This is a genomic window from Amycolatopsis eburnea, assembly GCF_003937945.1.
Taxonomy (GTDB): Bacteria; Actinomycetota; Actinomycetes; order Mycobacteriales; family Pseudonocardiaceae; genus Amycolatopsis; species Amycolatopsis eburnea.
The window spans coordinates 352,925-378,968 of sequence record NZ_RSEC01000036.1; the positions used below are offsets into that span (position 1 = coordinate 352,925).

Annotated in this window: 21 protein-coding genes; 7 read left to right on the forward strand and 14 right to left on the reverse strand. The window is 72.5% G+C overall.

What is annotated here, in order from left to right:
- Positions 1–59: 59 nt before the first annotated feature.
- Positions 60–1,067, forward strand: a complete 1,008-nt coding sequence (locus EIY87_RS14230) for a methyltransferase (protein ID WP_125308174.1) — start codon at positions 60–62, stop codon at positions 1,065–1,067.
- A gap of 188 nt (positions 1,068–1,255) precedes the next feature.
- Here EIY87_RS14230 and EIY87_RS14235 read toward each other — a convergent pair whose 3' ends face one another.
- Genes EIY87_RS14235 through EIY87_RS14250 form a run of 4 tightly spaced genes read right to left on the reverse strand, consistent with a single transcriptional unit; the run spans position 1,256 to position 5,075 of the window.
- Complete coding sequence (locus EIY87_RS14235) at positions 1,256–1,612, reverse strand: SchA/CurD-like domain-containing protein (RefSeq protein ID WP_125308175.1); 357 nt, start codon at positions 1,610–1,612, stop codon at positions 1,256–1,258.
- Entirely contained in the window at positions 1,612–2,652 is a 1,041-nt protein-coding gene (locus EIY87_RS14240) for a methyltransferase (RefSeq protein ID WP_125308176.1), read from the reverse strand. Before EIY87_RS14240 ends, EIY87_RS14235 begins: the two co-directional genes overlap by 1 nt.
- Positions 2,653–2,692: 40 nt before the next feature.
- Positions 2,693–3,895: a cytochrome P450 gene (locus EIY87_RS14245; protein ID WP_125308177.1), complete on the reverse strand. Its 1,203-nt coding sequence runs from the start codon at positions 3,893–3,895 to the stop codon at positions 2,693–2,695.
- 22 nt (positions 3,896–3,917) lie between these two features.
- Positions 3,918–5,075: a nucleotide disphospho-sugar-binding domain-containing protein gene (locus EIY87_RS14250; protein ID WP_125308178.1), complete on the reverse strand. Its 1,158-nt coding sequence runs from the start codon at positions 5,073–5,075 to the stop codon at positions 3,918–3,920.
- A gap of 141 nt (positions 5,076–5,216) precedes the next feature.
- Here EIY87_RS14250 and EIY87_RS14255 point away from each other — a divergent pair, with 141 nt between their 5' ends.
- The 4 genes from EIY87_RS14255 (at position 5,217) to EIY87_RS14270 (ending at position 8,005) form a co-directional block, all read left to right on the forward strand.
- A complete protein-coding gene (locus EIY87_RS14255) occupies positions 5,217–5,897 on the forward strand; it encodes an SDR family NAD(P)-dependent oxidoreductase (RefSeq protein WP_125308179.1) in 681 nt (226 codons plus the stop codon).
- An 85-nt stretch (positions 5,898–5,982) separates the two neighbouring features.
- Entirely contained in the window at positions 5,983–6,318 is a 336-nt protein-coding gene (locus EIY87_RS14260; RefSeq protein ID WP_125308180.1) for a TcmI family type II polyketide cyclase, read from the forward strand.
- On the forward strand, positions 6,315–6,743 hold the full coding sequence (locus EIY87_RS14265) for a cupin domain-containing protein (RefSeq protein ID WP_125308181.1): 429 nt from the start codon (positions 6,315–6,317) through the stop codon (positions 6,741–6,743). Before EIY87_RS14260 ends, EIY87_RS14265 begins: the two co-directional genes overlap by 4 nt.
- Positions 6,740–8,005 (forward strand): beta-ketoacyl-[acyl-carrier-protein] synthase family protein, encoded by a 1,266-nt coding sequence (locus tag EIY87_RS14270; protein ID WP_125308182.1) that lies wholly within the window; start codon positions 6,740–6,742, stop codon positions 8,003–8,005. Before EIY87_RS14265 ends, EIY87_RS14270 begins: the two co-directional genes overlap by 4 nt.
- Before the next feature lie 78 nt (positions 8,006–8,083).
- Here EIY87_RS14270 and EIY87_RS14275 read toward each other — a convergent pair whose 3' ends face one another.
- Entirely contained in the window at positions 8,084–8,719 is a 636-nt protein-coding gene (locus tag EIY87_RS14275) for a TetR/AcrR family transcriptional regulator (RefSeq protein ID WP_125308183.1), read from the reverse strand.
- Between the two features lie 694 nt (positions 8,720–9,413).
- On the opposite strand from EIY87_RS14275, the gene EIY87_RS14280 reads away from it, so the two are divergent.
- The gene (locus EIY87_RS14280; protein ID WP_125308184.1) at positions 9,414–11,339 is read left to right on the forward strand and encodes an AfsR/SARP family transcriptional regulator; all 1,926 of its coding nucleotides are present in this window, start codon (positions 9,414–9,416) and stop codon (positions 11,337–11,339) included.
- A 168-nt stretch (positions 11,340–11,507) separates the two neighbouring features.
- On the opposite strand, the gene EIY87_RS14285 is transcribed toward EIY87_RS14280, so the two are convergent.
- Positions 11,508–12,626 carry an FAD-dependent oxidoreductase gene (locus EIY87_RS14285; protein WP_125308185.1) on the reverse strand — a complete coding sequence of 373 codons (1,119 nt, stop codon included), beginning with the start codon at positions 12,624–12,626 and terminating at the stop codon, positions 11,508–11,510.
- A complete protein-coding gene (locus EIY87_RS14290) occupies positions 12,623–14,191 on the reverse strand; it encodes a right-handed parallel beta-helix repeat-containing protein (protein ID WP_125308186.1) in 1,569 nt (522 codons plus the stop codon). Before EIY87_RS14290 ends, EIY87_RS14285 begins: the two co-directional genes overlap by 4 nt.
- A 177-nt stretch (positions 14,192–14,368) precedes the next feature.
- On the opposite strand from EIY87_RS14290, the gene EIY87_RS14295 reads away from it, so the two are divergent.
- Positions 14,369–15,412 carry an aminotransferase class I/II-fold pyridoxal phosphate-dependent enzyme gene (locus tag EIY87_RS14295; RefSeq protein ID WP_225439868.1) on the forward strand — a complete coding sequence of 348 codons (1,044 nt, stop codon included), beginning with the start codon at positions 14,369–14,371 and terminating at the stop codon, positions 15,410–15,412.
- 565 nt (positions 15,413–15,977) lie between these two features.
- Here the strand turns inward: EIY87_RS14295 and EIY87_RS14300 are convergent.
- The 7 genes from EIY87_RS14300 to EIY87_RS14330 form a co-directional block, all read right to left on the reverse strand.
- Positions 15,978–16,682, reverse strand: coding sequence for a FadR/GntR family transcriptional regulator (locus EIY87_RS14300; RefSeq protein ID WP_125308188.1), 705 nt, complete (start codon positions 16,680–16,682; stop codon positions 15,978–15,980).
- Positions 16,679–17,485: a PEP/pyruvate-binding domain-containing protein gene (locus EIY87_RS14305; protein WP_125308189.1), complete on the reverse strand. Its 807-nt coding sequence runs from the start codon at positions 17,483–17,485 to the stop codon at positions 16,679–16,681. The genes EIY87_RS14300 and EIY87_RS14305 overlap by 4 nt, the downstream gene beginning before the upstream one ends.
- A 54-nt stretch (positions 17,486–17,539) precedes the next feature.
- The gene (locus EIY87_RS14310) at positions 17,540–19,186 is read right to left on the reverse strand and encodes an FAD-dependent oxidoreductase (RefSeq protein ID WP_125308190.1); all 1,647 of its coding nucleotides are present in this window, start codon (positions 19,184–19,186) and stop codon (positions 17,540–17,542) included.
- Positions 19,183–20,619 carry an MFS transporter gene (locus tag EIY87_RS14315; RefSeq protein ID WP_125308191.1) on the reverse strand — a complete coding sequence of 479 codons (1,437 nt, stop codon included), beginning with the start codon at positions 20,617–20,619 and terminating at the stop codon, positions 19,183–19,185. The genes EIY87_RS14310 and EIY87_RS14315 overlap by 4 nt, the downstream gene beginning before the upstream one ends.
- A 224-nt stretch (positions 20,620–20,843) precedes the next feature.
- Positions 20,844–22,055: a cytochrome P450 gene (locus EIY87_RS14320; protein ID WP_125308192.1), complete on the reverse strand. Its 1,212-nt coding sequence runs from the start codon at positions 22,053–22,055 to the stop codon at positions 20,844–20,846.
- A gap of 30 nt (positions 22,056–22,085) precedes the next feature.
- Positions 22,086–23,954: an asparagine synthase (glutamine-hydrolyzing) gene (asnB, locus tag EIY87_RS14325; protein ID WP_318531889.1), complete on the reverse strand. Its 1,869-nt coding sequence runs from the start codon at positions 23,952–23,954 to the stop codon at positions 22,086–22,088.
- An 84-nt stretch (positions 23,955–24,038) separates the two neighbouring features.
- Positions 24,039–25,904, reverse strand: coding sequence for an AfsR/SARP family transcriptional regulator (locus EIY87_RS14330; protein WP_158641303.1), 1,866 nt, complete (start codon positions 25,902–25,904; stop codon positions 24,039–24,041).
- Between the last annotated feature and the right edge of the window lie 140 nt (positions 25,905–26,044).

Consider the following 26,044-nt stretch of genomic DNA (forward strand, 5'->3'; position numbering starts at 1 on the left):
CGGTGGCCCGAGATCCGGCCTGGTCAGTGGCCGAGCGAATTCCGAGAAGGGACCCCGGCATGACGAGTACCACACCGGACGTCAGCACCCCGGCAGGGATCATCCGGCTCTGCAACGCTTTCTGCGATGCGAAGGCACTGCTCACCGCGGTGGAACTCGACCTGTTCACCACGCTGCACGCCGGACCGGCGACCGAGGAACAGCTCAAGGACAAGCTGGCGCTGCACGGCCGCGGCCTCGGCGACTTCCTGAACCTGCTGACCGCCCTGGGCCTCCTGGAGAAAGAGGGCGGTGTCTACCGCAACGCGCCGGGCGCGGACCAGTACCTGGTGACGCACCTCCCGGCGTACGTCGGCGGGTTCATGCACCGCGCCAACAACAACCTGTACCCGGCGTGGGGCCGGCTCACCGAAGCCCTGAAGACGGGCAAGCCCCAGGCGGAAGGCGACTTCGAGCAGGTCATCGCGAACCCGAAGGTGCTCGGCCAGTTCATCCGGATGATGGACGCGCTCACCCAGGTGCTCGGCCCGCAGCTGCTGGAGGCGTTCCAGTGGTCGGAGTTCAAGACGATGCTCGACATCGGCGGCTGCCGCGGCAACATGGCGAGCCAGATCGTCAAGGCCAACCCTGGCCTCTACGGCCACGTGTTCGACCTGCCCCCGATGAAGCCGTTCTTCACCGAGCACATGGCGAACCTCGGCCTGACCGACCGCCTGGAGTTCCACGGCGGCAACGTCTTCCACGACGACCTGCCCACGGCCGACCTGGTGGTGCTGGGCCACATCCTGCACGACTTCGACCGCGACCACCGCAAGCGCATCCTCCAGAAGGCGGCGGCATCGGTGAACCCGGGCGGCACGCTGCTGGTGTACGACCGCATGCTCGACGAGGACCCCCGCCACGTCGAGAACCTGGTGATCAGCATCGACATGCTCCTGGTCAGCGACGGCGGCTCGGAGTACCCGGCCGAGGAGGTCCGCGAGCACGCGGCCGAGGTCGGTTTCACGGAGTTCTTCTCGAAGCCGCTGGGTGACTACGACACGCTGGTGTGGTGCCGCAAGCCCTGAGCACCGCCCCCTCCGACTCGACCCCCTGGCCGGCCCCGCCAGGGGGTCGAACCTTTTGCGCGCACCTGCGGTCTCCCCGACGTCTTGACACCGCAGGGCCCACTCCGGCGCGGCCGGACCCCGCGAACCACGAAAGCGCACGAGAAACGGGCCGGGATCCGAAGACCCCGGCCCGCTCCCCGCTTCTCTCAAGCCGCCCGCGGCACCGCGAACTGCGTGACGCACCGCAGCAGGCTCGCCCGGAACGTCTTCACGAACCCCTCGACCGTTCCCGTGTCGCGCGGGTTGTTCAGGTACGGCGCGATCTTCCGCTCCACCTCGCGCACCCCCGGCTGCATCGCCATGAACCGCGCCACCGCGTCGAGGTCGCCTTCGTACTCGATGAACCGGACCAGCGTCGCGTCCCGGATGAACACCGCCGTCGCGAGGATCCGGCCGCCGTCGGGGACCGCGGTGGACTTCGGGCGCTGGAAGTCGCTGAACACCTCGGCCACTTCGTCCTCGCAGCCGCTCTTGATGTCGTAGGTGATGGCGGCGTACGGCATCAGCGGGCCTTCCGGCAGACGACGGCCGTCTCGAGGCCGTCGAAGAGCGGGAGCGCCGTGGTCGACTCGAAGCCGGCGTCGGCGGCGTACTTCCGGCAGTCCGCGATCGTGTACTCGGACCCGCCCGGGGTCACCACGAGCAGGTTCAGGCAGCCGAGCAGGCCGACCTTGTTGACGCGGCGGTCGTCGTCGATCATCCGGTCGTAGATCACCACGATGCCGCCCGGGTTGACGGCCTCGTACGCGCGGCGCACCAGCGTCGCCCGCTCCTCGTCGTTCCAGTCGTGCAGGATGTGCCCGAACACCAGCACGTCCGCGGCCTGGATCGGCTCGGTGAAGAAGTCGCCGACGACGAAGCCGACCCGGTCCGCGGTGCCCTTGGCCGCCATGTGCTCGTGGAACAGCTCGGCGATCTCCGGGCGGTCGAACACGACGCCGTCCAGGTGCGGGCGCGCCTTCACCAGCGACGCGGACAGGTTGCCGCGCGCGCCGCCGACGTCGACGAACGTCTTGTGCTCGGTCCAGTCGATGCCCTCGGCCAGCTCGGTCGCGATGTGCGTGGTCCACGCGTCCATCGCGGCGATGAAGCTGCGCCGCTCCTCGATGTCCTCGTACAGCCGCTCGAAGTAGTCCGCGGTGTCCCAGCCGATGAACGGCTTGCCGGAGCGCAGGCTCTCGGTCAGCCCGCCCCACGCGCGGAAGAGGTGCTTGCTGGCCTGCCGCATCCAGCCGCCGAGGAAGGTTTCCTTGTTCTCGTCGAGGAAGTAGCCGGTGGTGGCCGTGTTGCGGTACAGCCCGTCCTCGCGCTCGAGCAGGTCGAGGGCGACCAGCGCGTCCAGGAAGTCGCGCGACGAGCGCGGGTGCAGCCGCAGCTTCTCGCGCAGCTGCTCCTCCGACGCCGACCCGGCGCCCAGGGTCGTGAACACCCCGATCTCGACGGCGGTGAGCAGCGTCTTGGCGGCCCAGAACGACGTCCCGAGCTCGATCAGCGGGCGGGCGTTGATCGCGGAGATCGTGCCCTGGTCAGCAGTGGTGGTCATGAACGGTGGTCCTTCCCTCGCGTAACGTGATCAACAGGGGTCACCACTGCAGCGGCAGGGTGTCCGGTCGGGTGAAGGCGCGGTTCGCGCTCCACTCGAGTTCGGCCGGGGGGACGGCGACGCGGAACTCGCCGAAGTGGGTCAGCATCCGGTCCAGCGCCACGGTCAGCTCGACCCGCCCGAGGTGGGCGCCGAGGCAGTGGTGGATGCCGTGCCCGAAGGCCAGGTGCGGGTTGTGCGCCCGGGTCAGGTCGACCCGCGCGGCCTCGGCGAAGACGTCTTCGTCGCGGTTGGCCGAGTTGATGCAGGGCAGCACCGCGTCGCCGGCCGCGATCGTGACGCCGCCGATCTCCATGTCTGCCAGCGCGATCCGGATCGGCCCGACGCCGCCGCCCGCCTGCGAGTAGCGCAGCAGCTCGTCGACGGCGGCGGGCAGTTCCTCCCGGTGTTCGTGCAGCCGCCGGATCGCGCCGGGCTGTTCGGCCAGCGTGAGCACGCCGTGCGCGATCTCCGACGTCGTCGCGTGGTAGCCGGCCATCAGCATCGTCTCGGCGAACGCGAGCAGCTCTTCGGTGCTGAGCGAGTCGTCCTCGTCCCGCGCGGTGATCAGCACGGTCAGCAGGTCGTCGGCCGGGTCCGCCTGCTTGGCTTCGATGAGGTCGTTCAGGTACTGCCGCAGCTTGCCGGCCGCCTCGCCGACCTGCCCGGACGACCGGTGCCCGACGCTCAGCATGACGTCGGTCCAGCCGCGGAACAGGTCGTGGTCGCCCTGCGGGACCCCGAGCATCTCGCAGATGACGGTGATCGGCAGCGGCTGCGCGAGGTGCTCGATCAGGTCGGCGCCCGGGCCGGCCTGCACCATCGCGGTCACCATCTCGTCGGCCAGCTCTTCGACGCGCGGCCGCAGGTTTTCCACCTGCCGGGTGGTGAACACGCGCCCGACGAGCTTGCGCAGCCGGGTGTGCTCGGGAGGGTCCATCACGAAGATCGACTTGGAGCCCGCCGCGACCGGCAGCAGCCGGGGCGCGTCCGGCCGGGTGATCGCCTCGCGGCTGAACCGCGGGTCGGCCAGCACCTTGCGGACGTCGGCGTGCTTGGTGACCAGCCAGACGGCGTGCCCGTTGGGCAGGGTCGCCTTCGCGACCGGCGACTCGGCCCGCAGCCGCGCGTACTCTTCGGGCGGCAGCAGCGGGTGCTTGCTGGTGAACGGGAACCGCAGCGTCTCCACGGCTTCTCGGGTCATCGGCTTCTCCAATTGGGGTCCACTAAGGACGGTTGAGGACCGGGCCGGTCAAGGTGGGCAGCGCGGCGGCGACCCGCGCCGGGGACGGCTGCGCCCGCATCTCCGCGGCGACCTCCCGGGCCGCCGTCCGCTGCGGCGCGCCGGGCTCGGCGAGCCGGCGGATCTGCTCGCGCAGGACGTCTTCGGTCGCGTCGGCCACGCCGACCACCACCCCGGCGCCGCGCGCCGCGACCCGCGCCGAGTGCCCGGCGTGGTCGGGCAGCTGCGGGACGAGCAGGAGCGGGACGCCTTCGTGCAGCGACGTGAGGACGCTGCTCGCGCCGCCGTGCCCGACCAGCAGGTCGCAGCCGGCCAGCACCGGTTGCAGCGGTTCGTCGACGAGCACGCGGACGTGCCCCGGCAGCGGCCCGAGCAGCGGGCGCTGCGCCGCGGACACCGCGAGCACGACGTCGACGCCGAGGCCGGCGGTGGCGGCGACGACGCGGTCGACGAGGAACCGGCGCGGGTCGACCTTCGCGATCGTGTGCCCCCAGCTGACGCAGACCCGCGGCCGGTCGCGCCCGGTGCGGAACGCCTTCGCCGGCTGGACCGGGCCGTTCACCGGCACGTACCGCACCGGCAGCCGCGGCGGGGTCCCCGGCACCTGCACGCTCGGCGGCACCGGGTCGATGGTGGCCGTCCCGCAGGCGTCGAAGGGCAGGCCGCCGAACCGGGCGGCCAGCGGCGCGAACGCCTCGGCCAGCACCCCGCTCACCCGGCTCAGCAGGTCGGCGCCGTAGAGGTGGCGCACCGCGGGGACGCCGGCGGCCGCGGCGGCGAGCGGGCCGGCCAGTGCGGTCGGGTCGTACACGACGACGTCGGCGCGCCAGTCGCGGACCAGCTCGGCCAGGTCGTCCACCATGGACTCGGCGTGCGCCAGCAGCAGCCGCACCGCGCGGGGCTTCCCGGTCGGCGGCACCGCGCCGGGCACGGTCGGCAGCAGGTACTCCCGCACGATGCCGGCCGTGTCGACGTCGGTGCCGACCCGCGCGGCGGTCAGCTCGGCGCGCCGGATCTCGCGCGCCAGACCGGGCTGGCTGGCGAACAGCACTTCGTGGCCGGCGGCCCGGCACGCCCAGGCCAGCGGTGCCAGCGCGTACAGGTGCGTCGGCCAGGCCCACGTCGTGAACACCACCCGCATGTCCGTTCCTCCTCGCCGTCTCGGCGACGACGGTGGCACCGCGCGCTGAAGGCTCACTCGAACGACCGGTTCCCCAGCGCGGATCGAGGCCCGGCCGCCACCATCGCCGCCAAAGGACCCCGCCCGCATCGGAGGAACGCCGTGGCCGCACACACCGCCCTGATCACCGGGGCCAACCGGGGGCTCGGCCTGGCCGTCGCCGCCGAGCTGGCCGGCCGGGGGCTCGACGTCGTCCTGACCGCACGCGACTTCGACGCGGCCGCGAAGGCCGCGGCCGAGATCGGCACCGCCGCGCGGCCGTACGAACTCGACGTGACCGACCCGGCGAGCGTCGCGCGGGCCGCCGCCGAACTGTCCGAAGTGGACATCCTGGTGTGCAACGCCGGCGTCCTGCTCGACGGCGGCCACGAGCCGCTGACCGTGCCGCTGGACCTGGTCGAGCGCACGCTGTCGGTGAACCTGCTCGGCGGCTGGCGGACCGCGCAGGCGTTCGTGCCCGCGATGGTGCGCCGCGGCTGGGGCCGCGTGGTGTTCCTCTCCAGCGCCACCGGTTCCTTCGAGCTGGGCCTGTGGCTGGGCGCGCCGGCGTACTCGCTGTCGAAGACCGCGGTCAACGGGCTGACCACGATGCTGGCGCGGCAGACCGAAGGCACCGGGGTGCTGGTCAACGCCGTCAACCCCGGCCAGGTGCGCACCCGCATGGTGCCCGCCGCCCAGCGCACGCCGGAGGAGGCCGCGGTGGACGTCGCCGACGTCGCGACCCTGCCCGGCGACGGCCCGACGGGCGCGTTCCTGCGCTCCGGCGAGCGGATCCCGTGGTGAAGCCCCAGGCCGGTTCGAGCCGCGCTACACCGGCGGCCCCGAGCATGGGCCGTCCACTGGAACCACGTTGCCGGGAGGCGAGAACGTGCACCGCACCCTGATCGTCGCGAAGCTCAAAACCGACTCACCCGAACGGATCGCGGACGTCTTCGCCGAGTCCGACGCCACCGAGCTGCCGCACCTGGTCGGCGTCTCGCGGCGGACGCTCTTCAACTTCCACGACCTGTACTTCCACCTCGTCGAGGCGGAGCGGGACATCAACCCGAGCCTGTACCGGGCCCGCACCACCCCGCTGTACCAGGACATCAACACGAAGCTCGCCGAGCTGGTCTCGCCCTACGACCCCGCTTGGAAAGAGCCGAAGGACGCGATGGCGTCCCCGTTCTACGTCTGGACTCCCGAGGAAGGCCGCGTGCGATGACGACGGTGGACAAGGTCAAGGTCAACGTCTCCGAGGCGGTGCCGAACCGGCGCCGCGGCGGCGACATCCGCGTGACGCTCAGCCCGAAGACGGTCGGCTCGACGTCCGGCTTCGGCGGCTTCCTGGTCCTGGGAGCGGGCGAGCACGTCACCGAGCACTACCACCCGTACTCCGAGGAGTTCCTGCACGTCGTCGAGGGCGAGCTGGAGATGACGCTGGACGGCGTCGCGGTGCGGCTCGGGCCCGGCGACTCGCTGCTCGTCCCGATCGGGGTGCGGCACCGGCTGGTCAACGTCGGCGCCGTCGAAGCGCGGGGCGTGTTCCACCTGTCGCCGCTGGCGCCGCGGCCGGAGCTCGGCCACGTCGACACCGAGCCGGTGCGGCGGCCGGACGCGGCGAACCCGGCGGTCGGGGGTGCTTCGTGACCCGGAGCGTCTCCATCACCGGGATCGGTGCGGTGGCGCCAGGCGGGATCGGCCGGGAGGCGTTCTGGGACCTGCTGAGCGCCGGCCGCACGGCGACCCGCCGGATCAGCCTGTTCGACGCCGCGGGCTTCCGCTCGAAGATCGCGGCCGAAGTGGACTTCGACCCGAAGGCGGCGGGCCTGTCCGTCCAGCAGATCCGGCGGATGGACCGGGCGGCGCAGTTCGCCGCGGTGTGCACGCGCGAGGCGGTCGCGGACAGCGGCGTCGACCTCGCCGCGGTGGACCCGGGGCGGATCGCGGTGAGCATCGGCAGCGCGGTCGGCTGCACGACGGGCCTGGAGGAGGAGTACGCCGTCCTCGCCGACGAGGGCAGGCGGTGGCTGGTCGACCACACCTACGGCGTGCCCCACCTGTACGGCTACATGGTGCCGAGCACGCTGGCCGTGGAGGTCGCCTGGGAGGTCGCGGCCGAGGGCCCGACCGCGCTGGTGTCGACGGGCTGCACGTCCGGCCTCGACGCGGTCGGCCACGGCGTGGCGCTGATCGAGGAGGGCACGGCGGACGTCGTCCTCGCCGGCGCGACGGACGCCCCGCTGTCCCCGATCACCTCGGCGTGCTTCGACGCGATCCGGGCGACGTCGGCGAACAACGACGACGCCGAGCACGCGTCGAGGCCGTTCGACGCGCGCCGCGACGGCTTCGTGCTCGGCGAGGGTTCCGCGGTCCTGGTGCTCGAAGAGACGGGCGCGGCGCTGCGGCGAGGCGCCCGCGAGTACGCGCGGATCCTCGGTTTCGCCGGACGCAGCAACGCCTTCCACATGACCGGCCTCAAGCCGGACGGCCGCGAGATGGCGGAGGCGATCCGGGTGGCGCTCGACGCGGCCCGGCTGGCCCCGTCGGACGTCGACTACGTCAACGCGCACGGCTCGGGGACGAAGCAGAACGACCGCCACGAGACGGCGGCGTTCAAGCGGAGCCTCGGTTCGCGCGCGTACGAGGTCCCGGTCAGCTCGATCAAGTCGATGATCGGCCACTCCCTCGGTGCGATCGGCTCGCTGGAGGTGGCGGCGTGCGCCCTGGCGATCGACCGCCAGGTGGTGCCCCCGACGGCGAACCTGCACGAAGCGGACCCGGAGTGCGACCTCGACTACGTCCCGCTGACGGCCCGGGAGCACGCGATGGACGTGGTCCTGTCGGTGGGAAGCGGGTTCGGCGGCTTCCAGAGCGCGATGGTCCTGGGCCGCCCGGGAGCCGCCGCGTAGGGGCCGCCGAACGCCGTGAAGGCCACCTTGAGGAACTTGAAGTTCCTCAAGGTGGCCTTCACGCGCTTCGGTGGCCGCTCAGCGCTGCTCGGGGTTCAGGTGCTCGATCAGGCGAGCGAGCTGGTCGGCGTAGTGCTTGACGAACTCCGGTTCACCCGGGTCCGTCCGCGCCAGGCCCTCGATGACGTGCGGCAGGGTCACCGGGGCCATCGCCGCCGCCATCAGCATCACGGTCAGGCAGGCCGGATCGACCCAGTCCGGCAGCTTCCCGGCCTTCTGCAGCTCCGCCACCTGGTCCACCGTGCCGCCCAGGCTGGCCGAGCGGCGCGCGTGGTCGGGGTCGGTGTCCGGGCCGCCGTACTCCAGGCCCGACCACGCCATCAGGCGCATGCCGTCGCGGGAGCTCAGCACCTCCAGCACGTACCGGCGCAGCTGCTCCGAGAGCGGGGTGCCCGGGTCGGCCAGCTCGGTCTCGCGCCGGCCCCAGCCCTCCGAGATCGCCTGGTACAGGCCGTCCTTGCCGTCGAAGTAGTACGAGATCAGCTGCTGGTTCACGCCGGCGCGCGCCGCGATGGCGGCGATCCGCGCGCCCGCGAAACCGTGTGCCGCGAACTCCGCCACCGCCGCTTCCAGGATCAGCCGGCGGGTGCGCTCGGGGTCCCGCTGCCGCTCCTGCGGCTTGGGCGAGCGGCGGGGTTTCGACGACGCAGTCACGCGACCGACTATACATGTGCCCAACCCGCTCAACCGGATGCTCGACTCAATGAAACAGATGGTTGACACAGTGGGGCAAGTCCCTGACTATGGTAGGAGACAGGACGGGAGCGACACCCACGGACGGGAGCGGCCGGCGGCGCAATTCGGAGAGAACGCTTTCTCGCGTCCCCGAAAATGCGCTGACCGCTCCTCGGTAGCCGTCTCCCCCGGCGACTTGTGCGCCATTCTTGGAATTGACGACCCGGCGATACTCCGCGGCTTTTTTCCGCGTCGAGCGCGAACCGCCGCGTCGGTCTATTCGGGACCCCCGGAACACTTTCCCGACCCGCGGGACGCCGCGTGGGACACCCGTTCCCCAATGGACTAACCCCAGGTCAGAACGTCGCGGGCCGATCAGGTGAATGTGCTGGAACCGAAAGCCTCCGTTCGCCGCCTTCCATCGTGCGCTCTTCCCCCATATTGTGACCCGTGGTCACTAGAATGCACCTGGAGCTACGAAATCCTTGCGCGACCGGGCGACTTCACCAGAGCGGCGTCAGCGCTCTGCTAATGTTCGTCAAGCACACCAAGTCAAGGTGACCACTAGCCGCTCCCGTGTTCATTACCGGCACGGGGAGCCGGCGAACCTGGGGACTGGGGAAGCGGTGTTCATCCGACGGGGAACGGACCTCGCCGCATTGAGACTTGGAGGATGCAGATGTTGTGCGTCAAGGTTCTCGGCCCGTTGGAGGTCGTGCGGGACGGAGTGGCGATCACTCCGTCCGCGCCGAAGCTCCAGCGCGTGTTCAGCCTGCTCGCCGTGTCCGCGAACCACATCGTGCGGACCGAGCAGCTCATCGAAGAGCTCTGGGAGGAGAACCCGCCGACCAGCGTCAAGACCACCCTGCAGACCTACGTCTACCAGCTGCGCAAGCTCCTGGAGATGGACGCCGCGCAACGGCAGCCGGCCCGCCGCGACGACGGGCGGCCGGTGCTGCTCACCCTCTCCGGCGGCTACATGCTCGCCGTCGACCGGGAGGCGCTGGACTCGAGCCACTTCGAGCGCCAGGCCACGCAGGGCTGGACCGAGCTCGACGACGGCGACCCGGAAGCGGCGTTCCACACGCTCGACGCGGCCCTGCGGCTGTGGCGCGGCTCCGCGCTGGCCGACCTCAACCCCGGCCCGGTGCTGCAGGCCGAGGTGCTGCGCCTCGACGAGATGCGCAAGAACGCGCTGGAGCACCGGATCGACGCCGCCCTGCAGCTCGGCAGACACCAGGAGGTCCTGGGCGAGCTGACCCGGCTGGCGGCGCGGCAGCCGACGCACGAAGGCTTCCAGGCCAAGCTCATGCTGGCGCTCTACCGGGCCGGACGCCGGTCCGAGGCGCTGGGCGTCTACCAACGCACCCGCGCCGCGCTGGCGGACGAGCTGGGCCTCGACCCGGGCGCGGAGCTGCGGCGCGTGCACCGCGCGGTGCTGGCCGCGAACGGCAGCCTCGACGCCGGGCCGGCCCGGGCTCGGCGGGCGCGGCCCGAACCACCCCGCCAGCTGCCGCCGCAGCCGGGCGCCGGGCTGGCCGGGCGGGAGTCGGAGCTGCACACCGTCCTGACCGCGCTGACCGCGCCCGGGCAGCGCGGGCCGTCGGTCGTCACGGTGGACGGCCCGCCGGGATCGGGCAAGACGGCGCTGTGCGTGCACGCCGGCCACGAGGTCCGGGAGACCTACCCGGACGGCCAGTTCCACGCGAGCCTCGCCGACCCGGCGGGCCGTCCGGCCGACCCGGGCGCGGTGCTGGCCGGCTTCCTGCGCGCGATCGGCGTCCCGGACCACGCGATCGGCGGCTCGACGGCGGAGCGGAGCACGCAGTTCCGCACCTGGACGGCCGACCGGCGCGTGCTGGTGGTGCTGGACGACGTGCTGGAGGACAGCCAGCTGGCACCGCTGCTGCCCACCGGCCGCGGGTGCGGCGTCATCGTGGCGAGCCGGGTCCAGCTGGCCGACCCCGCGGTGACGACGGTGGTGAGCCTGAGCCCGCTGGGCGGCTCCGACAGCGTCCGCGTGCTGACCGGCCTGGTCGGCCCGGAGCGGCTCGCGAAGGACCCGGAGGGCACGCGCGTCCTGGCCGGCCGCTGCGACGGCCTCCCGCTCGCCCTGCACGCGGCGGCGACCCGGCTGCGGCACCGCCCGCACTGGCCGGTCCGCCGCGCCGTGGACTGGGCGGGCACGGGCGCGGACGACCCGTTCGACCTGCGCGCGAGCGTGTCCCTGACGTACAGCGTCGCGACGCCGGAGGTGCGGTGGGCGTTCCGCGCGCTGAGCCTGTCGGACGCCGGGAGCCTGTCGCTGGCGGACGCGTCGGCGGTGCTGGACCTCGACAGCTGCCTGGCGGAGACGTTGCTGGACGACCTGGTGAACCTGCACCTGCTGGAGTTCGACCACGCGACGGACCACACCGACGAGCACCACTACCGCATGCTGCCCAGCTTCCGCGCGATCGGCCGCCAGCTGCACCTGGAGGCGGAACTCCTGGGCGCGGACCACGAAGACCACCAACCGGCCATGGCCACCACCACCGGCGACCCGTACCCCCTGTGCCGCGAGGCCGGCCGGGTCGCGGTCGCCCCGAACCGGGGTTGACCCCCAGCCTCCCCGGTGAAGAGAGCGCGCACCGCACGGAAACCCCCCAGTGCGGTGCGCGCTCTCGTCGGTCTCCCACCTCTGAACGCCGTTAAGGCCACCTTACGGGCGTCTGACGCCCGTAAGGTGGCCTTGACGGCACTTCGGATCGGAACGAACGACCCGGCGTCAGTCCAGCCGCATCGAACCCGCCGCCAGGCGGACCGACTCCTCGACCGCGGCCGTGCCGCGCCGGACGAGGTCCGACTGGTACTCCGCCAGCGCCTCCGACAGCAGTCCCGGGGCCACCAGAGCCGCGCGCAGCGCCGCCGCGTCCTGGGCAGCGACGTTCGCGCCCGCCCCGCCCGAGAGCGGCATCGTGTGCGCCGCGTCGCCCAGCGGGACCACCGGACCCTGGCCCCACGGCCGCACCGGCACCGACGCCCGCAACGCCAGCGCGTGCGTCTCCGCCGGCTCGACGTGCTCGAACAACCCGTGCAGGTCGGGGTGCCAGCCCGCCGTCCGGTCGAGCAGCACCTCGCGCAGCGCGCCACCGGACAGCCCGAACAGCACGTCGTCGGGGACGCCGAGGTCGTCGCGGTGGGCGTTGAACACCGCCGTGTAGTAGTCCTCCGCGTCGGCCCCCGGCCGGAACTCCATGGGCAGCAACCCGAAACTCGCCGCCGCGCCGACGACCGACGTGAAGCGGTCGCGCATGAAGTCCGGCAGGCCGCCCTTGATCGCGCGCGCCATCGGGATCCGCGACACGATCGCGCGGACGCCGAGGTCCCGCGGCACGTCGGCCGGGCGCCACGCCGCGCGCACCGCCGAGTCCGCGCCGTCGGCCGCGACCAGCACGTCGCCCTCGTCGGACGCGCCGTCGCGGAAGTGCGCCCGCACCCCGCCCGACGGCGTGAGCTCCGCGCGCGCGAACTCCTTGCCGTACCGGACGATCTCGCCGAGACCGGTCAGCAGCACCTCGCGCAGGGTCCGGTGGTCGACGGCGTCGACGCGGTCGGGATCGCCGTCGTCGGGGTCGTCGTGCTCCCACTTCGGCACCAGCTGCTCGTCGTAGGCGGCCATCCCGTTCGTGTAGCGCATCGACGTCGCCACCAAGGCGCCGAACACCGGCGGCGGCAGGCACGCGCGGAAGGCGGCCGCGCCGTCCGGCGTGATCCGCAGCCGGTGGCGGGGCGAGGGCACCGCGGCGCGTTCGTGCACGACGACGTCCACATCGGACTGCCGCAGCGCGTGCGCCAGGCACAGCCCGCCGATCCCGCCCCCGATGACCAGGACGCGCCGGGTCACCGCACACCGGGCCCGGTGTACGCGCCGATGCTCGGGTTCACCCGCGGCACCGGGTAGCCGAAGTAGTCGCGCACCCCCGGGTTCGGCGCGCCGGCCGACAGCGCGGGCGACCCCGCGCGCAGCCGGTAGCCGCCGGTGCCCTGCCCCGGCGCGGTGAACCGCGGGTCGGCGACCACGGCGTGCGCGTCCCCGGCCGGGACCGGGGTGACGTCGCGGTACAGGTTGTGGTCGTAGACGCCGTACGGGTCGGAGAACTGCGAGCCGCCCGCGCGGCCGACGAAGATGTTGTCGGTGAACTCGAGCGCGTTGGTCGTGTAGTTCATCAGCAGGCGCTCGGCGTTGGGCGCGTAGACCGTGTTGCCGTACACCTGCACGCGCCCGGTTTCGAGGCAGATCACCGTGATGACGCCGACCGGGTCCGTGCCGCCGGAGAAGTCCGGGTAGTAGCCGTTGGAGAAGTCGTTCTGGCTGATGTTGTAGCGGATCGTCGTGCGGTCCGTCGGCCGCCCGGCGTCGGCGCACACCACGAGCATGCCGCCCTGGTTCTCGCGGCTGAGGTTGTGCTCGAACACCGTGTCGAGGTTCGCGTGCTCGGTCATGTACGCGGCCGAAGGCAGCGGGCCGGAACCGTGGCCGTAGGAGACCTCGTTGTAGCGGAACACCGTGCCGTCGGCGTTGAACGCGCTCAGCGCGGCGGTGTAGGACGGCGCCCGCTCGGCCCAGCCGCGGAAGGTGTTGCCCTCGACGACGGCACCGGTCGCGTTGTAGACGCCGACCGCGTCGCCGCCGAGGTCCTCGCCGTAGTTGTGCGCGATGCGCAGCCGCGTGATCGCGACGTAGGTGGTGCCGCGGCCGTCGGGGTACTGCGCCCGCCGCTCCCAGTCGGACGAGGTCGCGATGCCCTGCCGGTCGACGTGCTTGATCGTGTTGCCTTCGATGACGACGTCGTCGAAGCCGCTCGGCGTCGTCGTGCCGCCCGCCTTGAAGACGATGCCGCCGCTGACGGTCGGGGTGTGCGGGTTGCGGCAGTCGCACCCGTTGACGTCGTGGACGTCGACCCCGGACACGACGATGTGGTGCGCGACGCCGAAGTCTTCGAGCAGCACGTAGACGCCGATGCGCAGCTCGGACTCGCCGGGCGGCGGGCCCTGGTCGGTCAGGTCGAGGTCGCGCAGCTCCCAGTGCTCGACGTTGTGCAGCAGCACCGCGGCGAGCGCGCCATGCGCGTCGATCCCCGGCTTGGCGCCGGTTCCGTAGGCACCGGTGGTGATCGGCCGCGCGGCGGTGCCGGACCCCTTCGGCGCGAAGGTGCCGTCGCAGCGCGTGCCGCGCTTGAACACGATCCGGCTGCCGGGCGCGAACACCACCGAGTTGACCTTGGCCAGGCTCTTCCACGCCTGGCCGGCGCCGAGCCCGGACGCCGAGTCGCTGCCGCCGGCGCAGTCGACGTAGTACTGGGTCCCCCACCGGTTCGCGGTGTCGGCGAGCGCGGCCGGGGCGCCGGTGCCGGCGGCGAGCAGCGCCGCGGCGACGAGGGCGAGTCTGCGAATCCACGCAGCGGTCATCGTGAATCCCTTCCTGGTTGCGGCGGGAGTCCTGCGAGCACCCGGATGGTCGCCGGGCGCGCTCGGGCAGGACTCGGGACGACCTGGAAGCGCCGGGCGCGTCAGCCGGGTTCGAGCCGGGTTGGAGCACCCGCTGCCACGGTGGGTGGACCCCTGACCCAGCAGAAGGCAGGAATGATGAAGAGCCTTTCCGACGACGCCATCCACAGGCAGGGCGGTGATCTCCGGGGCCTCGCCGGTGACGCGTACCTGGACCTCGGCACCTGCGTCAACCGGTACGGGCCGCCGTCGGCCGTGCGGGTCGCGCTGCGGGAGCTGGACGTCCAGCGGCTGCGCGCCCACCCCTACGAAGCCGACTCGCTGTTCCGGGCCACCTACGCGAACTACCTTTCGGTGGACCCCGAGCTGCTGGTGTCCGGACGCGGGATCACCGAGTTCATCCGGCTGCTGGCGCGGCTGCTGCCGCCGGCCGAGGTGGCGGTGGTGACCCCGGACTACACCGACAGCATCCGCTGGTTCCCGAACCACCTGCCCCCGCGCGACGGCGCGATCGACACCGTCGAGACCCGCCTCGCCCGGATCGCCGAAGGCATGGCGCGCTACGGCTACGTGGTCGTGTCCAACCCCAACAACCCCCTCGGCCTGCACATCCCGGCCGCCGAGCTGGCCGAGGTGTGCCGCGCGAACCCGACGTCGACGCTGATCGTGGACGAGGCCTACGTCGACTTCCTCGGCGGCGGGCGGCGCCAGTCGATGGCATGGGCCGGACTGTCCAATGTGGTCGTGCTGTCCTCGCCCAACAAGCTGTTCGGCATCGCAGGCGCCCGCACCGGCGCGCTGTGGACCCCGGACGAGCGGCTGCGCACGGCCGTCGCGGCCCAGCGGCTCAACTGGCCACTGTCCTATGTGGACTCGGTGGTGGCGATCGCGGCCCTGCGCGAGACCGGCTGGGCCGAGCGGACGCTGACCCGCCTGCTGGCCAACGCGGAAGCGATGGAGGGCCTGCTCGCCCGCCGCTACCGGGGAGTGGTGAAGGGGGCGCCGGTCCACTACCGCTTCGTCGCTTCGGCGGACCCGCAACGCGACCACGACGAGCTGGTCCGCGCGGGCGTGGTGGTCCGCGTCTTCGGCGACGACCAGGCGGGCCGCGTCCCGGGCCTGCGCATCACGGCCCCGACGGACGACGAGTTCCCCCGGCTGGCCGCAGCACTGGCCGGCTGAACTGCTTCGCCCGCGCCCCCGTTGCCCGGGTGCCGGAGCGTGCCCACCACCGCTCCGGCACCCGTCCCCACTCTGTGCACCACCACCGCCCCGGCTGCAGCTCCGTCGGCTGCGCACCACCTCAGCGCCAGGCCCGCGCCCCCGCCTCCCGGAAGCCGGAGTGTGCCCACCGCTCCGGCACCCATCCCCACCACGGCGCCCCGGCTGCAGCTCGCCGGCTGCGCACCACGACCCCAGCGCCAGGCCCACGCCCCGTTTCCCGGAAGCCGGAGCGTGCCCACCGCTCCGGCACCGGCCGCCACCCGGCGCCGCCGACCGCTGCTCGCCGGCCGCGCCCCCGTTGCCCGGGTGCCGGAGCGTGCCCACCACCGCTCCGGCACCCGTCCCCACTCTGCGCACCACCACGACACCAACCGCCGCACCACCATCTCGGCGCGAAGCCCGCGCTCCCGTTGCCCAGGTGCCGGACCGGCCCACCACCGCGCCGGCCCTGATCGCAGCTCGCCGGCCGCGCACCACCCCAGCGCCAGGCCCGCCAGCGGAAACGCCCGAAGCACCCGCAGGTTCACCGTCCCGGCAACAGCGACCGCAGCAGCGAAGCCGTGCCCTCGACGTGCACGGCCATCGCCGCCCGCGCGGCCGCCGGGTCGCCCGCCAGGATCGCCTCCAGGATGGCCGCGTGCTCGGCGTCCGAACGCTCGCGCCGGGTCAGCGGAACCTCGTCGAGCAGCCAGGCGATCCGGACCCGGACGTCCGCGACCGCCGTCGTCAGCGCGCCGGACGCCGTCACCTCCGCGATCGCCAGGTGCAGGCGGGAGTCGCGGCGCCGGTACTCGGCCGGGGCCGCCGCCTCCGCCTCGGCGAACGTGCCGGTGAGGTGACGGCGGGCCGCCGAGCTGAGCGGGCGGGCGGCCGCCAGCTCGGCCGCGCCCGGTTCGACCACGCGTCGCAGGCGCAGGAGGTCGTCCAGCTCTCCGGCGCTCGGGCGCTCGGCCCGCCGCGGCGCCGGCAGCTCGCCCGCGACGAACGTGCCGCCGTAGCGGCCACGCCGCGATTCGACGTAGCCCGCGACCGCGAGCGCTCGCAACGCCTCCCGCAGCGTCATGCGGCTGACCGCCAGGCGCTCGGCGAGCTCGCGTTCCGGCGGCAGCCGCGCCCCCGCCCCCAAGACACCGAGGCGCACCAGCTGCAGCAGCCGCTCCCGGGTCTCCTCGGCCGCGCCGGCCGCCCGGACCGGCCGGAACACCGCGTCGAACTCGGCGCCGTTCACGGCCGGGGCCGGCAGCTCAGCAGCAGCGGTTTCCCGCCGGCGACGGCGAACTCGGTGGCGACCGGGCCGTCGAGCCGGCGCGCCACCGCGACGGTGAGCGTGGCGATCTCCTGCAACGCCGCCACCCGCAGCACCGGCGCGCGCCGCCGCAGCTCGGGGGTTGCGACCGTCCGGGTGCCCCCGGCCGCGGCGAGCGTGGCCGTCGGTTTGTCCGCCACGCGGTACTCGTGGACGGCGAGCAGCGGACCGGCCAGCACGACCAGGTCGGGGTGCAGGGGCTCGGCGAGCTGCTCGGCGAGGCCGAGGAACGCCTGCAGCCGCACGCGTTCGCCGTCGGGCGCGGCCTGCGCGAGCACGGTCGCCTCGGCCGCCGTGAAGCGCTGCACCGCGAACGCGAGCCGCGGGAACCCCCGCGGCCCGTCCTCCGCCCGGCCGATCAGCTCGAGCATCCCTTCGGCGACCGTGCCCGGGCCGAGGTTGTGGAACACCGGCCCGATCGGCACGTCCGGCTGCCCGGCCCGCGGCCACCAGGCCCGCACCGACACCGGCTCCTCGACCAGGTCCGCGTACCCGGCCAGCGGGTCGGGCCGCCGGGCCAGCTCCCGCCAGTGCGGGACGGGCGCCGTCAGCACCACCGTTTCGGGGACCGTGGTGACGGCGGCGGCGCGGTGCAGGGCGCGCACGCCCGGACCGGCGAACCGGTCGTCATCGCAGCCTTCCGCCGTGACCGGCAGCCACCGCACCTCGTCCGGCGCGGCCGGGTACGACGGCCGGGCGGATTCCCCATCGCGCGATGCGCACAACTCGTGCTCCCAAGAACGTGGTGGCCGAACCGGAGCCGACGCGCCCCGGGCCGGTCAGCAGGCGGATTGGCGGCCTTCCCCGCTGAGCGCGAGCACCCGGCTCAGCGCGTCGCGCAGGTCGTGCTCCGGGTCCCCGGGCAGCTCGCCCGCCCGCCACGCGACGAACCCGTCCGGCCGGACGAGGACCGCGCCGCTCGGGGTGACGCCGTACACCTCGGCCCAGCGGTCTTCCGGGTCGTCGAACTCGAAGCCGACGCGGTGCACGTTCAGCTCCAGGCCGAGCGCGGCCGCGGCCGCCTTGGCCGCCGCGACCCAGCCGACGCCCGCCGGGCCGGCCAGCACCGTGAAGGCGCCGGTGAACAAGTCCAGTGTGGACAGTGGACTGCCGCCCTGCTCCAGCCGGACGTGCGGGGCCCGCAGGCCCGGTTCACCGGTGGGGACGCGGGGGTCTTCGACCGGGCGGCGGCCCGCGCCCGCGGCCCCGGCGAGCACCGCCGCCGAGGTGTAGCGGTAGCCGAAGATCATCGCGAGGTCGTCGATCTTCGTGGTGTGTCCCGCGCCTTCGTGGCGGTCGTGCAGCAGCCGCATCGCGCTGTCCAAGGTCAGCCGGGCGACCGGCCGCCGCTCGTCTTCGTAGGTGTCGAGCAGTGCCTCGCCCGCCCCCTGCGTCAGCACGGCGGCGAGCTTCCACGCCAGGTTGTGCGCGTCGGCGATGCCGGTGTTCGCGCCGTAGGACCCCGACGGCGGGACGACGTGCGCCGCGTCGCCGGCGAAGAACACCCGCCCCGCCCGGTAGGCGCGCGCCACCCAGCCGCCGATCGTGGTGGTCGAAACGATCCGGTCCGACCCCGGCATCGACGGGACGAGCCGGACGTCGGCGTCCGGGATCCCGATCGCCTGCCGGGCCGCCTCGACGCAGCGCCGGTCGGTGAAGTCCGCCGCGCTCTCGCCCAGTTCGGGCCGGTACGGCACGGCGAGCGCCCACCGGCCGAACTCCCGCAGCGGGATCAGCGTCGAGCCCTTCGCCGGCCGGTCCAGGTAGGCCAGCAGGAACCGGCGGCCCTGCAGCGCGGCACCGAGGTCGGCGTCGAAGACGAAGTTCACCACCCGCAGCAGCACGCCGGGGCCGTCGGCCGCGATCCCGAGCCGCTCCCGGATCCCGGCGCGGTGGCCGTCGGCGGCGACCACGTACTCGGCGCGGATCCGGTGGTGGAACCCGGTTCCCAGGTCGCGCACGACCGCCGACACACCGTCGGCGCCGTCGGTCAGCGCGACCAGTTCGGTGCCGAACCGCACGTCCGCGCCGCCGTCCTCGGCACGGGCGCGCACGATCCGTTCCAGTTCGTCCTGGTCGATCATCTCCCATTCCGCCGGGCTGAGGGACGCGGGCGGGCGGGCCTTGGCGAGCACGTCGAAGCGGAAGTGCTCCTGCCCGGCCAGCGTTTCCACCCCGATCATGTCGGGCATGTCGGTGAGGATCGACGTCCGGTCCCGGATGGCCGCCGCGAGCCCCAGCGCGCGGTAGATCTCCATCGAGCGCGGGTTGAACGCCCGCGCCTGGGGCAGCACGGCGGTGGAGGGGTGACGTTCGACCAGGATCGGGCGAACCCCGAGCCGGGCCAGGAAGAGCGCCGTGGACAGGCCGGTGATGCCGCCTCCGACGATCAGCACCGGAGTCTCGAGGGTGCCCGATCCGGTCATCGCGCCGACGCTCCCGCGTGCTCGCCGGCGGCCGCGCCGGCCGGGGCCGCCGCGTTCTTCTTGCCCGGCAGCGCGGTCGTGAACAGCAGCGCCAGCACCAGCACGCCGACGCTGACCGCGATCGCGCTGACCGTCGCGGACTCGAACCCGTTGCCCAGCCGCGAGAAGAACACCGTGCCGAACAGCGCGATACCGGTGGCGGTGCCGAGCTGGACGGTGGTGTTCACCAGCCCGGACGCGGCGCCGGCCTGCTGCATCTGGATCTCCGACATCGACACGCCGAACAGCGAGTTCAGCACCGCGCCCATGCCGAGCCCGAAGCCGATCACCGGGGCGAGCAGCGCCCACACGTTCAGGTCGTGGCCCAGCACCTGGACGACGACCGCGATCGCGACCAGGCTGGCCAGCAGCACCACGATGGACGCGGCGGTGAACGCGCGGCCGAGCTTCGGCGCCAGCTGCATGCCCAGGACGTTGCCGACGACGATGCCGATCGTCGAGGGCGCGAAGGTCAGCGCCGCCGCCAGGGGCGAGAACCCGAGGCCCAGCTGCAGGTGCAGGGTCAGGATGAAGAACACGCCGACCGCGGTGTTGATGCACAGCATGACCGCCTGGCCGCCGGACAGGCTGCGGTACTTCAGCAACGCGGGCGGGACCAGCGGCTCGCCGCCGCGCTTGGCCAGCAGCCGCTGGTGCACCGCGAAGACCGCGAACACCGGGACAGCGGCGACCATGAGCACGATCGACCAGGTCGGCCAGCCCAGCTCCCGCCCCTGCACCAGCGGGTAGAAGATCGCGAACAGCCCGGCGGTCAGCAGCAGCAGGCCGCCGAAGTCCATGCGGTGCCGGAAGAACCCGGGCCGGCTCGGCATGGTGATCAGCGCGCCGATCAGGGCGAGCACGCCGATCGGCAGGTTGACCAGGAAGATCGCGCGCCAGCCGGTGTCGAACAGGTTGGCCTGGGTCAGCACGCCGCCCAGCAGCGGGCCGGCGAGGCCGCCGATCGGGAACGCGCCCGCGTAGAAGGTCATCGCCTTCGGGCGTTCCTTCTCGTCGAACTCCGAGTGGATGAACGACAGGACCTGCGGCACCATCAGCCCGGACCCGACGCCCTGGACCACGCGCGCCGCGATCAGCACCCCGACGTGCCCGGCGAGCCCGGCCGCCAGCGAAGCGCCGGTGAACACGACCATGCCGGCCAGGAACAGCTTCTTGGTGCCGTGCCGGTCACCCAGCCTGCCGCCGGTGATCAGGGTGAGCGCGAACCCCAGCGCGTAGCCGGCCGAGATCCACTGCAGCGCCGAATCGCCCGTCCCGAGCTCCCGCTGGATGGTCGGTAGCGCCACCGCCACGATCTGGTTGTCGATCATGTCCACGAGGACGGCCAGGACGGCGACGGCGAGCGCCCACCACCTGAGCGGATGCTTCTCCACGACGTACTCCTTTTCCCACAGTGCAACTCGTCCTCCTCATAATCAAGGAGGCGGCGCACTGTGTCAACTACCTGTTTGATTAAGTCGAACAGCGAGCTAACCAGCTCATCCGCGGGTACAGCCGAGGCCCGCCGACCCGGCCACGGGCACAAAAAAGCTCGCACCGGCCGGCGGCCGGTGCGAGCGACAAGGGCCGGCGGCGCGTCCGCCACCGCTTCACGGGCTCACCAGGCGACCGGCACCTCGTGCGCACCGTAGATCTGCATGTCCGTGCGCATCCGCACGGACTCCAGCGGTACCGCCAGCCGCAGCTGGGGGATCCGCTGCGCGAGCTTCGCGAAGGCGATCCGCATCTCGATGCGCGCCAGCTCCTGGCCCAGGCACTGGTGCGCGCCGTAGGCGAACCCGACGTGCCGCTTGGGCTTGCGGGTGATGTCGAACCGCTCGGGGTCCTCGAACTGCGCCGGGTCCCAGTTGGCCGATTCGGTCGACAGCAGCAGCGGGTCGCCGGCGCGGATCTGCCTGCCGCCGAGCTCGAAGTCCGTCTTCGCCGTGCGCGGCAGGCAGAACGGGCCGACGGTGAGGTAGCGCAGGATCTCTTCGACCGCCCGCTCGGCCAGATCCGGTTGCCGGCACAGGGTTTCCCACTGGTCGCGGTAGTGCAGCAGGGTCAGCGCGCCGAGGCCGATCATGTTCGCGGTGGTCTCGTACCCCGCGATCATCATCAGGTTCCCGATGGCCACCAGCTCGTCGTCGGTGAGCGGGACGCCGTCGTCGGGCACGGCTTCGATGAGGTTGCTGATCAGCTTGCCGTCCGGGTTCGCCCGCTTCTCGTGGACGAGCGCGCGCATGTCGTCCGACATCCCGGTCATGGCGTCGAGCAGCGCCTCCTTCGTGCGCTCGAGGCTCATGATGACGTGCGTCCGGTCCTGGTAGAGCTTGCTGTCCTCGTACGGCATCCCGAGCAGCTCGCAGATCACCAGCGACGGCACCGGCTGCGCGAACTCGCGGATCAGGTCGGCGGGCGAACCGGCGTCGAGCAGGACGTCGAGCTGGTCGTCGACGATCTTCTCGATCCGCGGCACCAGCGCCCGCAGCCGCTTCACGGTGAACATGCCGGTCATCAGCTTGCGGTAGTGCGTGTGGTCCGGCGGGTCCATCCCGATGAACGACACCCCGAACCCGGACGCCAGGTACTCCTCGGGGCTGAGGGTGACCGACGTGACCGAGGTCTGGAACTTCCGCTGGGCGCTCACCTCCGGGTGCACCAGCACGGCGGTGACGTCCTCGAAGCGCGTGACGAGCCAGCCGGTGTTGCCGTCCGGCAGGGCCACCTCGCTCACCGGGGCTTCTTCGCGCAGCTGCGCGTATTCGTCGGGCGGGGCCAGCGGGCACCGCCGGGTCATCGGGACCGGCTTCGGCTCGGTCTGCGTCATCGGGCTTGCTCCTTTCCGCGGGTGGCGGGCTCAGATGTCGAGGGTGATGCCGTAGTGCCGGAGCCAGGTGTTCATCTGCAGCACCATTTCCACGTTCATCCGGCTCGGCCAGTCCTGCGAAACACCCTTGGGGTGCCGGTAGACCTCTTCGACGGCCCGCTGGTCCAGCAGTGGCCGGATCGGCGCGGCCGGGTCGGCCAGCGTCTCGGCGAGCAGCGCGTGCAGCGCCTCGGTGTAGGCCGGGTCCTGGGTGACCGGGTAGGGCGCCTTGCGCCGCTCGACGACCGACGCCGGCAGCAGGTCCTTCACCGCCGCGCGCAGGATGCTCTTCTCACGGCCGTCGAAGGACTGGTACGACCACGGCGTGTTGTACATGTACTCGACCAGCCGGTGGTCGAGGAACGGCAGCCGCGCCTCGAGCCCGCACGCCGCGGCCAGCCGGTCGCCGCGTTCGAGCAGCATCGGCAGCCAGCGCATCAGCTTGACGTAGCGGACCGTCCGCATCAGGCTTTCGTACTCGCTTTCGCCGTCCTGGTGCGGTGTTTCCCGCTGCGCCTGCGCGAACACTTCGCGGTAGTAGGTGTCCATGTCGAGCTTCTTCAGGAAGCCGTCGTCGAACAGCCCGCGGCCCTGGCCCTTGACGCAGCCCGGCACCCGCTTTTCGTTGGCGATCCAGGGGAACGTGCCCGAGCGGACCAGCTCTTCGTCGTGCATCCAGCGGAACCCGCCGAAGACCTCGTCGCCGACTTCGCCGGTCAGCGCGACGACCGAGTGCTCGCGGGTGGCGCGCATCATCAGCAGGTGCGACGCGTCCATGTCGCCCGCGGTGGTCGGCATGTCCTGCGCGGTGAGCGCCGCCAGCCGGACCTCCGGGTCCATCAGGTCCCGGGTGTCGAGCACGAGGTGCAGGTGCTCGGCGCCGACGTGCTGGGCCAGCTCGTCGGCGAACGGGCCGTCCGCGGTGTCGCGGGTGTCGTCCGGCTTGAAGTTCTCGCTGTAGCCGACGTAGGTGGTGGTGACGCTGCGGACGCGTTCGCCGTTCTTGCGCAGCCAGCTCGCGGCGACGGCGGTGACCGCGCTGGAGTCGAGACCACCGGAGAGCAGGGTGCACAGCGGGACGTCGGCGGTCAGCTGGCCGAGGACGATGTCCTCCAGCAGCTGCCGGGTGTGCGAAATGGTGTTGGGCAGGTCGTCGGTGTGCTCGGTGGCGGCCAGCTCCCAGTACGTCCGGTCGATCACGCGGCCCTGGCTGATCGACAGGGTGTGGCCGGGGCGCAGCTGGTCCTGGTCGCGGAAGACGGCTTCGCCGGGCCGCTTGGCGGTGGAGAACACCTCGCGCAGCCCGTCGAGGTCGACGGTCGCCTTCGTCAGCGGGTGCGTCAGCAGCGCCTTCGGCTCGGACGAGAAGATGACGCCGTCCGGCTGGAGGCTGTAGAACAGCGGCTTGATGCCGAACCGGTCGCGGACCAGCAGCAGGGTCTGGGTGCGCAGGTCCCAGACCCCGAAGGCGTACATGCCTTCGAGGTGCTTGCCGCAGTCGGCGCCCCATTCGAGGTAGGAGCGCAGCACGACCTCGGTGTCGCTGCGGGTGCGGAAGTGGTGCCCGCGCCGTTCGAGCTCGCCGCGCAGCTCCTGGAAGTTGAAGACCTCCCCGGAGTAGGTCAGCACGGCGATGGTGCGGCCGTCCTCCTCCGCGTGCATCGGCTGGATGCCGCCGGCGAGGTCGATCACCGAGGTCCGGGTGTGCCCGATGGCGACGTTGGCGGCGCACCAGACCCCCCGGGCGTCGGTACCCCGGTGCTTCTGGGCTTCGTTCATCGCATCGATCGTGGCGCCCGCCCCGGACAGATCACGCCCGAAGTCCACCCACCCGGCGATACCGCACATGCTGGCCTCCATCTGGTCATTCGGCTGCCGCCGAGCCTGTCGACCGCGGCTCGAACCCGCCTCGACAGCACCTCGACGCGACCAGGGAGCGCCCGCTCAGCCCTCCTCGCGGACCTCCAGCACCTCGCGCACGTACCCGGGCCAGAGGTGCGGCGCCGGGTTGTCCTTCGCCAGCAATTCCTCGGCGTAGCACCGGGTGATCGGGTGGAACTCGAACCGCACCGGGCCACCGCCCGCGCCGTCCGGCCGGATGCGCAGCAGGCCGTGCCCGACCAGCCGGGCCAGCAGGGCCTCGGCGCGTTTCGGCGAGCAGTCGAGCCGCGGTGCCGCGTCCTCGGCCGAGAACGGGCCCGTCCCCAGCGTCGGCAGCAGCCGGAACGCCGATTGCGCCGGCGCGGGCACCGTGCGGTAGCTGCCGGCCAGCCGCGACCGGACGTCGAGCCGGTTGAACTGCAGCAGGTCCAGCGGGCGGGTGCTGCTTTCCAGGTGCCGTCGCATGTTCCGCACCGGCCAGCCGGGCACCGACCGCAGCCGCGCGCCGAGGCAGCGCACCGCGAGCGGCAGGTGCCCGCACAACCCGACCAGGCCGAGCGCGTCGTCGCGTTCGGCGGCGATCCGCTCCCGGCCGACGATCACCGACAGCATCTCGAAGCTTTCCCCGGCGGTGAGCGGTTCGAGGTCGATCGTGTGCGTGCCGGCCAGCCCCTGCAGGCCGGAGCAGGCGGTCGCGACGACGGCGCACCGCGGGCCGGCGGGCAGCAGCGGCTGCACGTCGGCGTCCGAGGTGACGTCGTCCAGCACGACCAGCACGTTGCGGTCGACGCTCCAGGAGCGGAACATCGTCGCGCGCTCCTCGACGCTGTCCGGCAGCCGCTCGGGGGGAACGCCGATCGCGCGCAGGAACTGGCCCAGCACCTCCTTCGGGCCGGCGTCGGCCGGCCCGAACCGGGCGTAGAACTGCCCGTCCCCGAAGGCCGGCCGCAGCCGGTGCGCGACGCGCACCGCGAACGCCGACTTGCCGACCCCCGGCATGCCCATCACCGACACGATCCGCAGTCCTTCGTCGGTGCGTTCGGCGGGGGAAAGCCACCGCACGGCCGAACCGAGCAGCTCGGTCCGGCCGGTGAAGTCGGCGATGTCGTTGGGCAGCTGGGCGGGCGCGTCGACCTGCACCCGTTCGGCGGGCACCTCGGGCGCCGGGCGGGGCTCGGTTTCCGCCGTCAGCAGCGAGCGGTGCAGGCGCTGCAGGTCGGGCGACGGTTCGAGGGCCAGCTCCTCGACGAGCCTGCCGCGGAACCGCCGGTAGACGTCGAGGGCTTCGTCGCGGCGCTGGCAGCGGTGCAGGGCGAGCATCAGCTGGCCGTGGAACCCCTCGTGGAGGGGCTGGGTCATGGTCAGCTCCTTGAGCTCGCTCACCAGCCCGCGGTGCCTGCCCAGCTGCAGGTCGGCCTCGACGCGCCCCTCCAGCGCGCGCAGCCGCCCCTCCTCCAGCCGCACGGCGTAGGCGCTGAGCAGTTCCCCCGTCTCGACGTCGCTCATCGCCGGGCCCCGCCACAGCCGCAACGCGTGCCGCAGCAGCTCGGTGGCCTCGGCCGGGTCACCCTCCTCGAGCGCGACGCTGCCCCGCTGCGCCATCTGCTCGAACTGGATCTTGTCCACGGCCTCGGCGGCGATCTCCAGCCGGTAGCCGTGCCACCCGGTGTGCAGCCCGGCCGGCTCGTGGCCGGATTCCCGGGGGAACAACGACTTCCGGAGCCGGTGGATGTAGGTCTGCACGGTCACCTGGGCACTGCGCGGCGGGTCCGCGCCCCACACCTCGTCGACGAGGTCGGTGGTCGAGACGAACTGGTTCGCGCGCACGATCAGCAGCGCGAGGATCTCCCTGAGCTTGGGCGCGCTCGGGGTGATGTCCCGCTCATCGGACAACACGCACAACGGGCCGAGCAGTTTGAATTGCAGCAACACCGGATCATCCCCCAGATGAAACTCCGCGCGTCGATTCCCCGAATTCCGGAAATGCACTGCGGTCACCGGAAACCGGGATCCCCCATTGACCACCACCCCAGGTGACACATTCGTAGATCGACTTGTGCCGCAAGAAG

Bases quoted from the DNA above. Each gene is read 5' to 3' on its own strand.
- EIY87_RS14290 (WP_125308186.1), bottom strand. From the start codon at position 14,191: ATGACCGCTGCGTGGATTCGCAGACTCGCCCTCGTCGCCGCGGCGCTG.
- EIY87_RS14320 (WP_125308192.1), bottom strand. From the start codon at position 22,055: ATGACGCAGACCGAGCCGAAGCCGGTCCCGATGACCCGGCGGTGCCCG.
- EIY87_RS14230 (WP_125308174.1), top strand. From the start codon at position 60: ATGACGAGTACCACACCGGACGTCAGCACCCCGGCAGGGATCATCCGG.
- EIY87_RS14295 (WP_225439868.1), top strand. From the start codon at position 14,369: ATGAAGAGCCTTTCCGACGACGCCATCCACAGGCAGGGCGGTGATCTC.
- asnB (WP_318531889.1), bottom strand. From the start codon at position 23,954: ATGGAGGCCAGCATGTGCGGTATCGCCGGGTGGGTGGACTTCGGGCGT.
- EIY87_RS14265 (WP_125308181.1), top strand. From the start codon at position 6,315: ATGACGACGGTGGACAAGGTCAAGGTCAACGTCTCCGAGGCGGTGCCG.
- EIY87_RS14250 (WP_125308178.1), bottom strand. From the start codon at position 5,075: ATGCGGGTGGTGTTCACGACGTGGGCCTGGCCGACGCACCTGTACGCG.
- EIY87_RS14240 (WP_125308176.1), bottom strand. From the start codon at position 2,652: ATGACCACCACTGCTGACCAGGGCACGATCTCCGCGATCAACGCCCGC.
- EIY87_RS14235 (WP_125308175.1), bottom strand. From the start codon at position 1,612: ATGCCGTACGCCGCCATCACCTACGACATCAAGAGCGGCTGCGAGGAC.
- EIY87_RS14245 (WP_125308177.1), bottom strand. From the start codon at position 3,895: ATGACCCGAGAAGCCGTGGAGACGCTGCGGTTCCCGTTCACCAGCAAG.
- EIY87_RS14310 (WP_125308190.1), bottom strand. From the start codon at position 19,186: ATGACCGGATCGGGCACCCTCGAGACTCCGGTGCTGATCGTCGGAGGC.
- EIY87_RS14280 (WP_125308184.1), top strand. From the start codon at position 9,414: ATGCAGATGTTGTGCGTCAAGGTTCTCGGCCCGTTGGAGGTCGTGCGG.